Annotated in this window: 11 protein-coding genes and 1 tRNA gene; 6 read left to right on the forward strand and 6 right to left on the reverse strand. The window is 45.2% G+C overall.

What is annotated here, in order from left to right; all coding sequences use genetic code 11:
- Window positions 1-93: 93 nt before the first annotated feature.
- Together UF05_RS15515 and chiP are read right to left on the reverse strand one after the other, a co-directional pair.
- Window positions 94-690: a YccT family protein gene (locus tag UF05_RS15515; protein WP_005453993.1), complete on the reverse strand. Its 597-nt coding sequence runs from the start codon at window positions 688-690 to the stop codon at window positions 94-96.
- Window positions 691-812: 122 nt separating this feature from the next.
- Window positions 813-1,934, reverse strand: coding sequence for a chitoporin (gene chiP, locus UF05_RS15520; protein ID WP_005454008.1), 1,122 nt, complete (start codon window positions 1,932-1,934; stop codon window positions 813-815).
- A gap of 475 nt (window positions 1,935-2,409) precedes the next feature.
- Between chiP and UF05_RS15525 the strand changes: the two genes are divergently transcribed.
- Window positions 2,410-5,145 (forward strand): heavy metal translocating P-type ATPase, encoded by a 2,736-nt coding sequence (locus UF05_RS15525; protein WP_045544944.1) that lies wholly within the window; start codon window positions 2,410-2,412, stop codon window positions 5,143-5,145.
- Between the two features lie 21 nt (window positions 5,146-5,166).
- On the forward strand, window positions 5,167-5,616 hold the full coding sequence (locus UF05_RS15530) for a DUF411 domain-containing protein (RefSeq protein WP_025632338.1): 450 nt from the start codon (window positions 5,167-5,169) through the stop codon (window positions 5,614-5,616).
- A gap of 64 nt (window positions 5,617-5,680) precedes the next feature.
- Here UF05_RS15530 and UF05_RS15535 read toward each other — a convergent pair whose 3' ends face one another.
- Together UF05_RS15535 and UF05_RS15540 are read right to left on the reverse strand one after the other, a co-directional pair.
- Window positions 5,681-6,373 carry an oligogalacturonate-specific porin KdgM family protein gene (locus UF05_RS15535; protein ID WP_005453980.1) on the reverse strand — a complete coding sequence of 231 codons (693 nt, stop codon included), beginning with the start codon at window positions 6,371-6,373 and terminating at the stop codon, window positions 5,681-5,683.
- Between the two features lie 436 nt (window positions 6,374-6,809).
- A complete protein-coding gene (locus UF05_RS15540; protein ID WP_045544945.1) occupies window positions 6,810-9,461 on the reverse strand; it encodes a beta-N-acetylhexosaminidase in 2,652 nt (883 codons plus the stop codon).
- A gap of 560 nt (window positions 9,462-10,021) precedes the next feature.
- Here UF05_RS15540 and UF05_RS15545 point away from each other — a divergent pair.
- Window positions 10,022-10,894, forward strand: a complete 873-nt coding sequence (locus tag UF05_RS15545) for a TraB/GumN family protein (protein ID WP_025526296.1) — start codon at window positions 10,022-10,024, stop codon at window positions 10,892-10,894.
- A 305-nt stretch (window positions 10,895-11,199) separates the two neighbouring features.
- On the opposite strand, the gene UF05_RS15550 is transcribed toward UF05_RS15545, so the two are convergent.
- Window positions 11,200-11,276, reverse strand: a tRNA-Pro gene (locus tag UF05_RS15550).
- Between the two features lie 259 nt (window positions 11,277-11,535).
- Between UF05_RS15550 and UF05_RS24855 the strand changes: the two genes are divergently transcribed.
- From UF05_RS24855 to rluF, 3 genes are all read left to right on the forward strand, one after another.
- On the forward strand, window positions 11,536-11,676 hold the full coding sequence (locus tag UF05_RS24855; protein WP_005489851.1) for a DUF3149 domain-containing protein: 141 nt from the start codon (window positions 11,536-11,538) through the stop codon (window positions 11,674-11,676).
- Between the two features lie 131 nt (window positions 11,677-11,807).
- On the forward strand, window positions 11,808-12,389 hold the full coding sequence (gene smrA, locus UF05_RS15560; protein WP_005481355.1) for a DNA endonuclease SmrA: 582 nt from the start codon (window positions 11,808-11,810) through the stop codon (window positions 12,387-12,389).
- 99 nt (window positions 12,390-12,488) lie between these two features.
- Window positions 12,489-13,604, forward strand: coding sequence for a 23S rRNA pseudouridine(2604) synthase RluF (gene rluF / locus UF05_RS15565; protein WP_045544946.1), 1,116 nt, complete (start codon window positions 12,489-12,491; stop codon window positions 13,602-13,604).
- A gap of 56 nt (window positions 13,605-13,660) precedes the next feature.
- Here rluF and ybaK read toward each other — a convergent pair whose 3' ends face one another.
- A complete protein-coding gene (gene ybaK, locus UF05_RS15570) occupies window positions 13,661-14,134 on the reverse strand; it encodes a Cys-tRNA(Pro) deacylase (protein ID WP_031816702.1) in 474 nt (157 codons plus the stop codon).
- Window positions 14,135-14,179: the final 45 nt, after the last annotated feature.

Raw genomic sequence — 14,179 nt, forward strand, 5'->3', positions numbered from 1 at the left:
CAATTCTACAATCGGTTTGACACCAGAAATACAAACAGGGCAGCACCAATATAGGTACTGCCCTCTTATTTATTGTTTAAGCGCGAGACGAAATTACTTCAGGTTACGCATCGCCCATTGCATGAACTCTTGTTGCTCTTCACGGCTGAGTTCATTGAACGACTCTTTCAATGTTTTCGTCACCGCAGGAGATTGCGCGATACTGCTCTTAGTCGCTTGTTTGTTCATTGCGTTGTTGTAGTCGGCCACTTCTCGCTCGTAATCACGAAAACCTTGCAAACCACCTTTACGGAGCTGAACCATAGAGAAATCCACTTCTTTTCCGTTTTTATCCTTTAGTACCACTTTTGGATCGAGTTCGAAGGCTTTCGCTTCTTCAATGGTGCGGAAGGTTTTGTAAGTCAGAGAAAGTTCAGCATCTTTTTCTGCATCAAACTCTAATAAAAGAGGCTGCGAATCAAACTTACGGCGCTTTCCATCTTCAAACACAATTTGACCAACAGTCACCGCTAACTGGTTTTCACCGTCTTTTAGCTCGATACTGTTGTTGTCAGAGATCCACTCAGGGTAAACGAACTCACCATTAATAACGCGAGGCACTAATTCCTTTTGCAGAGTCAACTGAGCAGCGAAGGCAGGCGCAGAAAGGATTGCGCAAATTCCAAGAAGTGTCGTTGTTTTTTTCATCATGGTTTCTCACTTTATACCAATTTAGATAAGCCACTGAAACTTACAGGCCAGTCATTTCAATGGCTTATATGAATAAGTATCAAGACAAAAAGGGCGTTTCCGCCCTTTAAGCTGCTTCTTTATTAGAAGTAGTATTCAACACCTACAGAGAACTCATCGTAGTCAGCTGACTTCCAACGCGCTTCTGCTGGTTTATCTAGTTGAGACGCACCGTCACCGAAGTCTAGAGTACGAGCACGTACGTAAAGCACTGCAGATGGGTCTACGAAGTACATAACTTGTGCAGATAGTACATCGTCTGCTGTATCGTTAATTGTCTTACCGTCACGTTCTAGGTCGAAGTTCGCTGCGTAACCTAGCTTGTACTGCCAGTCACCTGTTGTGTACATCAGACCTGCAGACATTGCATCTTGCTTCTCGTTCACGCCGTTGCTTGCGTCCGCTTCCATGTATTTGTATTGAGCGAAGAACGAAATACCGTTATCAAACCAACCTTGAACACCAACTAGGTACGTGTTGTTTTCCCAAGTTTGACCTTCAGATTCAATGTTACGGTTACCTTCGTAAGCAGCATCCAATTGTAGTGGACCTAACTTGTAGTGAGCCGCGATGCCGCCCCAGTAATCATCACCAGCACCTAGACCCGCTTTATCACCAGCACCCGCTGCGATGTCTAGAGAGAACTTGTCTGCGTACATTGGAGAGTCCCAACGAATGGTGTTTGATTGACGGTCTTGGTACTTAGCACCACCGATTGCACCACCCCAGTCGTAAACATCGCCTAGACCTGGGTTAGATGCTGGCCAGTCAACCAACTCGTACATAGGTGTCAAAACACGACCTAGACGAACTTGACCCCAAGAAGCACTTTCAAAACCGACGAATGTGTCACGCTCACCAAGACCAGCACCCTCGCCACCAAAGCTAGGGTCTACGTAACCACCTTCGATTTGCCAAATAAAGGTAGGACCGAAGTTAGCAAATTGTTTTTTACCACGGAAACCGATACGAGATTCGTTGTTTAGCTGCATGCCACCTAGGTCGTCATCCGTTGCTTTGCTGCCAGAATCGTAATCGCGGTACGCGGCCTGCATCGCGATGATCCCGTAAACTTCATAAGAAAAAGAATCTTTTGTTAGGTACTCTTTAGCAGCATCGCTGTTTGCGCCATCAGCAAGAGCTGCACCACTGAACATCATGCCTGTGATTGCCGTAGCAAGTAGGCTTTTCTTTAGGTAAGACATTTTTAACCCCTATATTTTTAGTTTTTTCCATTTTCAAATTCGCTAACTAGGACATTGCAGGAACTTGAAACAATGTTTGGACGGGGCAAATATGACAAACTTTTTTCGCAGTAAAAAACTTTCCCAGCAGCAATCTGAGCAAGTTCAAAATGAGAAGATCAAAAACAATATCAATCCTTATTTTTCAATTACTTATATAGATAAATAAAAACATAAAAACGTCAAAAGTGAGTTTTTACGCTGTTCTGACATAAGAAAAGCTTCAAATTCGTGAGCGACTTCATTCATGTTTTAGGAGTTTTAACGGAACTTTATATTCAGAGAGAAAAAACCTTGAGATCACTCGCAACACAACAGAGGAAGAAACTGAGCTTTACTGACAGTTTTGACGAAATTGTTTCGCCAATGAAATGCTTGACCTTCCCCTTGATGTAAGGTTTAAGCTCTCTACATCGCTATTATTGAGGACAAGTTTATGAACCAGTTCGTTGTACCGTTATCGGGGCTCAACTGCATGGGTTGTGCAAAGAAAGTAGAGAAAGCGTTACACGCTAATCACGATGTTGAAATCATCAATTTGTCTCCGACCTCTGTAGAATTAAAGACGGATGCGTCTTTATCTGACGTGGTCGCCTCAATTGAATCCCTTGGTTACCAAGCTGGCACCCATTATGAGCTCCAACTATCGGGGCTAAGCTGCGGTGGCTGCGTTAAAAAACTCTCTTCTTTATTGGAGTCCAATCAAGATGTTGTCTCTTTCGAAGCTTCGACAACGCACTTACGCATTCATACTCTGCTGACACAAGAGCAAGTCATCGATTTGGTGGCAAGCTTAGGCTATAGCGCGAGTTCCGAAGTGATCATAGAAGCAAATACAGAAACAAATGTATCAGCTCCGCAGAAGGCAGAAACGCTAGCTCAAGTTGAGCAGCAACTTCACGGTGAGCCTGAAGTTAAAATTGAAGAGCTACCACCAGCAGGCGCGACACAATTACAAATGCTGATTCAAGGGATGACGTGTGCCAGCTGTGTTGCCTCTGTTGAAAAAGCGCTGACTCAAGTCCAAGGCGTTGAAAAAGCACAAGTCAACCTGGCTGAGCAAAGTGCGTTGGTCTTTGTCGATAACGATTCTGACGACTTGCACGCCGAGATTTTAGAATCGGTTAAACAAGCCGGGTATCAGGGTGAAATTCTACAAGACGCCGCAACCCAGCAAGAAAAACAAGCGCAGCAACAACGTCAGCAGCAAAAACGCTTCAAACTGGATGCTATTGCAGGCCTTGTCGTCGGTGCCCCTTTAATGATTTGGGGCGTTGCTGGCGGCAATATGATGATTCGCAACACCAACGACCAATTAGCTTGGGGCGCGATCGGTATCGTATGTTTGCTCCTTCTTGCCACGGCGGGTAAACACTTCTTCAGTAATGCTTGGTTAGCGGCCACTCACAAACGCGCCACAATGGATACCTTGGTTGCACTCGGTACGGGTGCGGCATGGTTTTACTCGATGTTGGTAGTGATTTTTCCTGACTGGTTCCCCATGGCTTCTCGTCATGTCTATTTTGAAGCCAGCGCGATGATCATTGGTTTGATTTCACTTGGTCACTATATAGAAGCTAAAGCTAAGGCGAACACAACGCGTTCCTTACAAGCGTTGATTAACTTACAACCTCAGCAAGCTACGGTAATCACGGAACAAGGCGACCAACAAATAACGGTTGAGCAAATCACGCTAGGCATGAAACTGCGTATCAAACCCGGCGAGAAAGTGCCTGTTGATGGCGTTGTGATTCAAGGTGAATCGTACATTGATGAATCTATGCTCACAGGCGAACCTGTTCCTGTATTAAAAGCGCAAGAGGCTCAAGTCTCCGCAGGTACTTTGAACACAGATGGAGCCTTACTCATTGAGGCAACGGGCATTGGCGCAAATACCATGCTGGCTCGAATCATCCGCATGGTGCGCACAGCGCAAAGCAGTAAGCCTGCCATCGCGAAATTGGCAGACCAGATTTCATCGGTGTTTGTCCCTGTCGTTGTTGGTATAGCAATACTGGCCGCGCTCGTTTGGTTTGCCGTTGGCCCAGAGCCAAAAGCGAGTTATATGCTTGTGGTCACCACAACGGTACTGATCATCGCCTGCCCTTGTGCTCTAGGCTTAGCAACCCCACTTTCTGTCACGGTGGGAGTGGGTAAGGCCGCTGAACTCGGCATTTTGATCAAAGACGCCGATGCCCTGCAATTGGCAAGCAAAGTCGACACGGTTGTATTCGACAAAACGGGCACACTTACCCAAGGAAAACCGAGCGTTCAGCAAGTGTTTACTCAGACCACCAGCCAAGAAGAACTATTGGCTTTAGCGTATGCGGCAGAGCGTCAGTCTGAGCACCCACTGGCAAAAGCGGTGTGTGATTATGCCAAACAACACAACGCAAAAGACGTCTTATTAGACAAGTTTGAGAACGTTCGCGGACGCGGCATTTTGGCGACGTATCAAGATAAACCGCTGCTTATTGGTTCGCTACAGTTCATGCAAACAGAAAACGTTGAGACCAGCGCACTGAAACCAGACATCGATGAATGCGCAAAAAATGCGTGGACTCCGGTAGCTGTGGCATTGAACGGCGAACTGATCGGTCTGATTGCCATTGCCGACCCAATCAAATCAGATGCGAAACAAGCGCTCTCTGCATTAAAATCGCAAGGCATCAAAACGGTAATGCTGACGGGTGATAACCAACACGTTGCCAATGCTATCGGCCTAGAACTTGATATTGATGAAGTGATCGCCCAAGTAATGCCAGATGAAAAAGCTCAGCACATTGAGCAACTTCAATCTCAAGGACATGTCGTGGCAATGGTGGGGGATGGCATTAACGACGCCCCTGCTCTCGCGTTAGCCAACCTTGGTATTGCCATGGGTAGCGGCAGTGATGTCGCCATTGAAAGTTCGCAAATGACCATCCTGAACACGTCACCAATGGCGGTAGTACATGCGATTGAACTGTCTCGCGCTACACTTAAAAATATGAAGCAAAACCTATTTGGTGCCTTTGTTTACAACTCGTTGGGTATTCCAGTTGCCGCTGGCGTGCTTTACCCAGCATTTGGATTTTTGCTCAGTCCTGTTGTCGCAGGAGCGGCAATGGCACTGTCTTCAATTACTGTCGTTAGTAATGCAAATCGACTACGACTGTTTTCAGTAAAATAACCACTTCTTTTTGAGGGTATTATGAAGTTGAAACTATTGACCTTTGCAATGCTTGCGACCGTGTCCGCCAACGTATTGGCAGCCGATGTCATTAACCACAAATCGCCATACTGTGGCTGTTGTGGAGAATGGACAAAACACATGGAAGAGAACGGCTTTACGGTCGAAGAAAAATTGCACGATGACATGAACGCCATCAAACGCGATCTAGGCATCAAGAACGAAAAGCTTTACTCTTGCCACACGGCAGAGATCAACGGCTATGTGTTCGAAGGTCACATTCCAGCCGAAGACATTAAAGCGTTCTTAGAAAATCCACCACGTAACGCGAAAGGTTTAACTGTACCAGGTATGCCGATGGGCTCTCCGGGTATGGAATATGGCGACAAAAAAGACAGCTACACGGTCTACGCCTTTAACGAAAAAGGCCAAGTGTTCGAATACCGCCGCCACGAAGGTAACGACAAGTAATAAGAAAGCCCAGCAAACCAATTGCTGGGCTTTTTCTTAATGGACAGTTAAGACAAATATAAAATTAGAAGCCGTAAGAAGCACCAAATACAAAAGCGTTATTCACTAGGCTGTCGCCACTCGCGTTTTCTGCGCCATGAGCTTGAGAGCGTAATTCAAAGTAAGGCTGAACACCTTTACGCGTCCATGTCGCACGGAACTCGTGATCCATAGTTTCTGCTTCAATCATGTAAACGTTGTTGTAGCTCAGCGTCACATCTTCATTCATCACGTAACCGATGCGGTTATCCATGCGGTAATCTGTATCCGCATCTGCGTCTGTCGCGTCGATGTGAGCACGAGTACGGTTACTTAATGAGATGCCGTTATCGAAGTTGTAGCCGATCTTAACCAGTGGACGATATTGCACGTTCTCACCGGCAGAAAACAGGTGTTGGTAACCCGCCGCAACCCATAGATGATCGGTAATGTTGAATGACTGCTCACCACCCACGGTAATTGCAGGAGTCGTATTGCCTGCACCGCCATTTTCAGTTTCCAACTTACCCAGCTGAATACCATCAAACTCAGTGTAAACCGTAAAGCCACCAAATTGGTTATCAAAAGTATGACCAGCTTCAAGGGTAGACGTCACGTCAGAGCCATGAATTCGACCATCATCGTGGAATTGAACGTTACCCGTTACGTAAGAAGAACCAGCAAAAGCGCTAGAAGCGAAAGCGAGTGAAAGAGCACTCAGTGCAAAGATGTTTTTCATAATTACTGCCTTTAATTATTCACGTTATGCGATGGTTCCATGGGCTTCTTTTCCCGATCATCTCAAGCCTTGGAATGTGCCTCCGTGGCGGTGGCCATACTGAAATAATTAATTCGCAATGGAAAATAAATCCGTTTAAAAAGTGATCTCGTTCAAACCCGACTCTATAACCATAACAAAAACACTGTTAATTACAGACACTTGCGTTGATTTATAAAAATTCGTCAAAAAAATAAAATGTGATCATCAACAACTAACGATTTAATAAATGGCGAAATAACCAGACTCACTTCACATTTAATTTCTATCTTTAACACCAAAACTTATTTATCAATGCAAAATATTAAGACTTCGATCACACTTAATTTCCTTTAAAAATAAAGAAAGCCTCAACATGCGTTGAGGCTTTGCCAAAAATTAACTTACAAGAATCGTGTTATTTTACGCTAGTCACACGACTTGTTTTCTCACCTGTTGCCGATACAGATCGGATGAACACTTCACCTTTCACATTTGGACGAGCATTGTCTGCGTAATTCAGCCAGTTTTTGCCGTCTAGAGAGTATTGAAGCTTCACGCCAGGAAACTGAACGTTCATTGCTAGCTTACCATCTTCTACTTTCGCACCTGGTACAGGCAGGCGGTAGTCGATACCAGATTTCTCTAACTTAGCCAGTTCACGTTGACCAAGCACGTTTGCAAAGCGGTTGTAGTCTTGGTTTAGCGATGCTTTATCAACTAGGTTAGAGTTTTGCGAGTATTCAACACCCACTTTGTAGTCGTTTTCCCACTCAGCACGGTGCCATGCACGCTCTGCCGCAGCAAGTACGCGAGGGAATACCATGTACTCGAACTGCTCGTCGTTACGCACGGTTTCAGACCAAAGCTGTGCAGATAGACCGTAGAAAGGTTTCGCTGCGATTTCACCTTTACCAGTAAAGCCATTGCCATCGCGGTCAACTGAGGTTTCCGCGTTCTGAGGCATGTTCTCTGGTGCAAAACCGAACATCTTACGAGTATCTGTTGCACGTGTTGCCCAGTAGTAACCACGCTCTTTCGGGTCTACTTCGTATGGCATGTCCATGTACACGTAATCTGGGTTAGAAACGATCACGTCATAACCTTTCTTAGACCACTCGTACACTGATGAAGTACCGCCCCAGTACAGAACGTCCCAGAAGTTAACGCGTGTGTTTTCGGTTGCAAATGCCTTCTCACCTTCGCTGTACTTCAAGCCATCTTGCCATGCTTGGAAGCTTGGAATGCCCTTCTCTGCTACGATCTTCGACACTTGTTCTGCAAAATGACTTGGAAGGTGACCAAAGTCGCTTACTGTACCGTCTGCGATTAGCGTCTGACATTGTGGAGACTGCGCGAATGGCTTGTCTTGTTTCGACAGATCAATCGTGCCCTTCCAGCTAACTTTGTCTTGCGCGTTAACGTCTTGGAAACCCGCACCTAACTTAATGTTCTTCGCTTCATCACCACCAAAGTGCCATGTTGTTAGCGGCGCGCCTGCTTCCGTGTGCATTGCTGCCACTTCTGAAATCACTTTATCAACAAAGCGAGTTGAAGATTCCATACATGGGTTGATGAAGCTTTGCTTGTTGTAGAACTGAACCGTCGTTACGTTCGATGTATCTTGAGGATCCATCAGGCGGTATTCGTTTGCTTCTTCTTCTTTACCTTCTTCCATGAGGCGGTCGTAACGCGCTTCCATCGATACTACTGCTGCACGAGCGTGCGCTGGCATATCGATTTCAGGAATCACTTCGATGTTACGTGCTTTCGCATACTTTAGGATTTCCACGTAATCTGCTTTGCTGAAGTAACCTGAACCGAAGTTGTCAGAAGTTGAGCCAGAACCTAGTTGTGGCAACAAACAACTTTTTTCTTCAAGGTCAAAACAGCGGTTAGAACCTACTTCAGTCAGCTCTGGCAGACCCGGAATTTCAAGACGCCAACCCTCATCATCCGTTAGGTGAAGGTGCAGTTTGTTCATCTTGTACGCCGCCATTTGGTCTAGCGTTGCAAGGATGGCATCTTTAGAGTGGAAGTTACGAGCCACATCCACCATCACGCCACGGTAGTCAAAACGTGGTGCGTCTTGGATGGACAGTTGTGGTAGAGAATCAGCATTTTGGCTATCTACCAGGCCAAAGATAGATTGTACCGCGTAGAAAGCACCTGCTTTATCAAATGCTTTAATCGCGATACCGTCGCCGTTGATGCTCATTTCGTAAGCACCCGATTTTGCTAATTCACCGGTGAAGTCTGCAGGAACAACAGTGATGCTTACAGGAAGATCACCACGAACATCCACACCTACCACTTCTGCACGATCTTGAATCACTGCGAACTGAGCTGCATCAAATACGTCTTTAGGCAGCGCAATACCTTCTGTAATATCGACTTTGCCTTTGCCCGCCTCAACGTGCATTGGCGTTGGTAACAACGTCGTGGAGACGTCTTGTTTCACTAAGTCGTCGTTCTTCTCGAAACGCGATACCGCACTGGCAAAGATGTTGTTGTCATCTGGTGTACGTTTTAGGTTATTACCTTCAAGACCAGTGACAAAAGAAGCCACATCTTCAGTATTGAGAGAAGCGATCATTTTAGGTTCAGCGTTTGGCGCTGCAACAAATGCACCCGGCATAAAGTCTGTTTCAAAAAGCTGCCAGTATTCACCGATCAGAGGAAGAACCACCTCTTCACCCGCGGCAAAACCATCAAACTTATCAGTTGGTTCAAGTTTGTGTAGATCACCCGTTACGCGAGAGATTTTAAACTGTTCATTGTCGACATCTAGGATCAAACGAATGCTGTGAAAGTAGATCGCCCAATCTTTTGAGTTAACTGCTTCGCCTTGGTTTACTAGCGTCATGTTGACCTTGTTACAAGATGCCCACTCAGCGCCCAAATCCTGACATGCAAGACCTTCATTAGCACCATGGTTAGTGAGCACTTGATACTGGATATCAAGGTTATCAGCCAGTGAATTTACAACTTGTTGCTCAGAGCTTTGCAGAGCAGAACAACCTGCTAGTGTTGCAATAACAGAAGCAGCAATCAAACTAGGTTTCAACATCTTACTTTCCCCAAAAAGTCAGTGGTTCAAAACGACAATTACGCAATTTAAAAGCACCCAAATCTGTGGTGCTCAACAATGTCATTCAACATACAAGCAGTTATTTCTAAGCGTAAAATAAATAAAAGTAAGAAGTGATCCAGCTCAAACTCCACTCACCAAGAAAAAATATAAACACATTTATTTCATGCACTTACAACCAACGTCAAAATCGAACAACTTATTTTGACGAGTTTGTTGCGATCTAAATCACCGATTCCGATTGATTTGGTATGACTTTGTAGGATTCGGATCACATCTGATTATTTTGTGAACCATTAATAACAAACTCACCAATTTAGCTTTCGTGAAGTCAATCTCATTTTTATCGTGTCAAAACTCGTCAATATTGTTTGAAATGACGTTTTTGTCGATTGGTTGGTCTATCCAATCGTTGCAAAAAATAGTTTTAAAGTGAGCTCTGGTGTCTAAGCTTTATTTGGGTATAAAGTAATATCCCCTGTGAGTTGTAGATGCTGAAATCAGAGTCTCACCATAAGATTCAGCCGAGGATAAAAACTATGTTTCGCCTAATGACACTGATGTCATCTCTTATTGTTATCTTTACCTCTTTTTCGTCCTACGCTGAGCCTCAACACTGGCGAGCTAAAAAAGGCGACACGGAATACATGATTATCGGCTCCGTACATGTCGGTGATAAAAGCATGTATCCACTTCCGAAAAACATCACTAAGTTTTTGGAACAAAGCTCAGGCTTAATTATTGAGGCCGATGTAAGAAGTTCTGAAGGTGTGGTGTACCCAGAGAGTTCGATTCTCTCTAAAGACGTACTCGACAAAACTCAACGCCAACTGTTAGTGAACATCGCCAAAGATCTAGGCATGGCGGAAGCGCAACTTCTCAATGCGCCACCTTGGACCGCAGCTCTGACCATCCAACTCGCGCTAGTCAATAAGCTTGGCTACGTATCAGACGAAGGTGTAGACATGCATCTAATTGGTTTAGCTGAGAAAAAGCACCTCCCTGTCCTCTCGTTAGAATCGGTGCAGTTTCAAATCGATCTTATTGCTGGTCAGCCAAATGGTGGGCAAGAAATGCTGCTGTCCTCGATAGACGAATACGAAGGTGGTGACAAACTTGTACAGTGTTTGATAGAAAGCTGGAAAAGTGGTGATGGCAGTATGCTAGAAGAGGCATCTTTAACAGACAAAGCGACGGAAGATTTTAACGAAGCGTTCTTATATTCTCGCAACCGTGATTGGGCGAAAAAACTCGATACTGGCAGTGTACTGCCTAAAAAGTCAGGTCGTTACACCGTTGTGGTTGGAAGTCTGCATCTGGTGGGGAAAGACAACCTTATCGATTTGCTCGCACAACGGGGATTTGAAATTACCCCGCTTGGTAAAACACGCAAAGCAAAGTGCAATATTTAAAACCCAGCCAAAACCATCATTACACATGCGAAAAAGGCTCTACATTTCTGTAGAGCCTTTTTCTTAATATGGTCGATGAAGAGCCATATTCTAACTTCAGGCAAGCCCTATTTAGCTCTATATCATTGACGTCTCAAATTTCTAGCGCTAGAACGACGAAAGCCTGCTCATTGAGCAGGCTTTCTAAAAATGGTCGGTGAAGAGAGATTCGACGCGGCTGGGCTCCCAGACCCCGACCCGATGTTCGAATGCAAATGCATAGAATGCAAAAAGCCGCAGCATTTCTGCTGCGGCTTCTTTGAAAGTGGTCGGTGAAGAGGGATTCGAACCCCCGACCCTCTGGTCCCAAACCAGATGCGCTACCAAGCTGCGCTATTCACCGAGATGTTTAACTGGGGTCTTGTCCCCGTCAACGATGCGTATATTACGGATTCTGATCGGAGACGCAAGTGCTTTTTGCAAAAAAACGTAATGTCTTAATTCGTTTGATGAATAACTGAACACTAGCACGTAAAATGTGATTGATAACCCACAATAAAACACAGTTTATTAACCTTAGCAACATAATTGATCCAGATCAGTGTGCAAAAAAACACCGCCATTTAGTTTTATGCCTGTCGGGAATATCTTGGAGGAAACATATGGACTTTTGGCTTGATCTCCTATTTGGTAATGCAGTGGGTCTATCGTCAATGATAGTAATCTTTGGGGCATTTGGTCTGATGCTGTTTTACGGCGGTTTCTTCATCTATAAGATCATGAACGACAAATCTCCTCACTAGATCTCGCTTAGCTCTAGAAACGCTTTGCACCGGAGCCGGTTACTTGCCTGCTCCGGTTTTTTATTTGATCTTCTGCCACATCTCGTTGATATAATCCTATCTACCTATCCTGTTCTTATGAGATTGCCACTATGTCTCACGATGACGATTTTGAACTGTTTCAACAGATGATGGGCGATGTTAAGCCAATCAACCAAGACACTGCTGAACACAAAAAAGTCCACCAAGTGACTGATGCACATATTGCCAAACGCGAAGCAGCGATTTGGCTCACCGAAGATGACCCAGAATACCTTTCTCTCGATCATGCAGAAATGCTCAAACCCGATGACTTCGTCGAGTTCAAACGAGATGGTGTTCAAGATGGTGTATTTCGCAAACTTCGCCTTGGCAAGTACCCTATCCAAGCCCGTTTAGACTTGCATCGTAAAACGCTGAAAGAAGCGCGTGATGAAGTAGTGAAGTTCTTAAAGCAATGTATCTCAATGGATATTCGTACTGTTGTGATTGTGCACGGCCGTGGCGAACGTTCGAATCCACCAGCATTAATGAAAAGCTTCGTCAGCAGTTGGTTACAACAAATAAAAGAAGTGCAATGCGTGCACAGTGCACAACGCTTTCACGGTGGCAGTGGTGCTGTTTATGTATTGCTAAGAAAAAGCGCAGACAAGAAACTAGAAAACCGCGAACGTCATCAAAAACGGTTAGGTTAAGTTTCTCCTCGGTGCTAGAATGCCCGACCTTATTTCCCCTTCCCACTCGCGGGAAGGGTCATCAAATTCACCGCCGTTGTGAAACGTTAGGAGACCGATATGTCACAAGACAACGCGAAACGCTTAAATAAATTCATCAGCGAAACGGGCTTTTGCTCGCGTCGTGCTGCCGATAAACTGATCGAAGAAGGTCGAGTGACCATTAACGGCAAACAGCCAGAAATGGGCACCAAAGTACTACCTGGTGACGACGTTTGTGTTGATGGCAAGCCTGTCGCTTCAAAAGAAAAGCCGATTTATATCGCCCTCAACAAGCCAACAGGCATCACCTGTACGACTGAGCGTGATATCCCCGGCAATATCGTCGATTTCATCGGTCACAAAAAGCGTATTTTCCCAATTGGTCGACTCGACAAACCTTCGGATGGTTTGATTTTCTTGACTAACGATGGCGACATCGTAAATAAGATTCTGCGCGCTGGTAACAACCACGAAAAAGAATACGTGGTGCGTGTCGACAAGCCAATTACGGACGAATTCCTAAAACAGATGTCGAGCGGTGTTCGAATCCTCGATACCGTAACGCTCCCTTGTAAAGTTACGAAAGAAACCAAGTTCTCTTTCCGTATTATTTTGACGCAAGGCCTAAACCGTCAGATCCGCCGTATGTGTGAAGCACTCGGCTACGAAGTATTTAAACTTCGCCGCGTACGCATCATGAACATCTCTCTAGATGGTATTCCAAATGGTAAATGGCGTTACCTAACCGATGACGAAGTCGCAGAAATTTTAGCAATGTGCGATGGCTCGGTTGGTACCGAGGAAGCGTCAAAGACAGATTCTCGAGGTCGTAATATTCGTAAAGCGACTGATGCGAAACTGTTTGATAGCCGTGAAGAGAACCAAGGTTCGACTGCTCGTCGCAATCAAAAAACGCGCACCTTCCGTGGTAATAACGCTGACGAGTTCCGTCATGCGCCTAACTCTAAAAAAGGCCAGCAAAAGCGCCGTCAACGTGATGATGAAAACTCACGCCCTGCGAAAGAGCATTACAAAGCGAAACCTCAAGGTGAACGCGCGAAGCCACAAGGTGAGCATGGCAGACCGCAAAACAAGCCTCAAACACCGAGCAAACCGAAGCAGCATTACGTCAATCCGAATACGACAAGTAAACCGACAAAACGCACTAGTGGCACATTAAGCCTCAAAAAATAACAATAAAGGACGCTTTCGCGTCCTTTTTCTTTGTTGGTCATTCAACCCAAACTGGCTTACAAGCATAATGGGGCAAACTGCCCTCTGGTCAAAGCAACAAGATCTTGCGGAGCAAGCTCAATTTCTAAGCCTCGTTTACCCGCGCTCACACAAATCGTCTCTTGTTCTTTTGCACTTTCATGTAGAAAGGTTGGCAACGCTTTCTTTTGTCCAAGTGGACTAATGCCCCCAACTACATAGCCCGTTGTCTTTTGAGCGATGTCTGGGTCTGCCATGTCGGCTTTTTTACCCTTTGCTGCTTTGGCTGCCAATTTTAGATTCAGTTTTTGATCCACAGGAATGATGGCTACTGCCAAGTTTTTGGGCTCGCCATTAAGGCAAAACAACAGGGTTTTGAATACTTTTTTAGGATCTTGCCCCAACACTTCAGCCGCTTCTAACCCATAGCTGTCTGCTCTCGGGTCATGTTCATAATGGTGAATGGTGTGAGGAACTTTTTTCTTTTTCGCAAGATTAATGGCCGGAGTCATCAAGATTCTCCTTATAAAAATAAAAAACGCAGCCCCCATCAATGG

Origin of the sequence: Vibrio sp. S457-15, from assembly GCF_000960545.1 — a bacterium.
In the GTDB taxonomy this organism is placed as follows: domain Bacteria; phylum Pseudomonadota; class Gammaproteobacteria; order Enterobacterales; family Vibrionaceae; genus Vibrio; species Vibrio parahaemolyticus.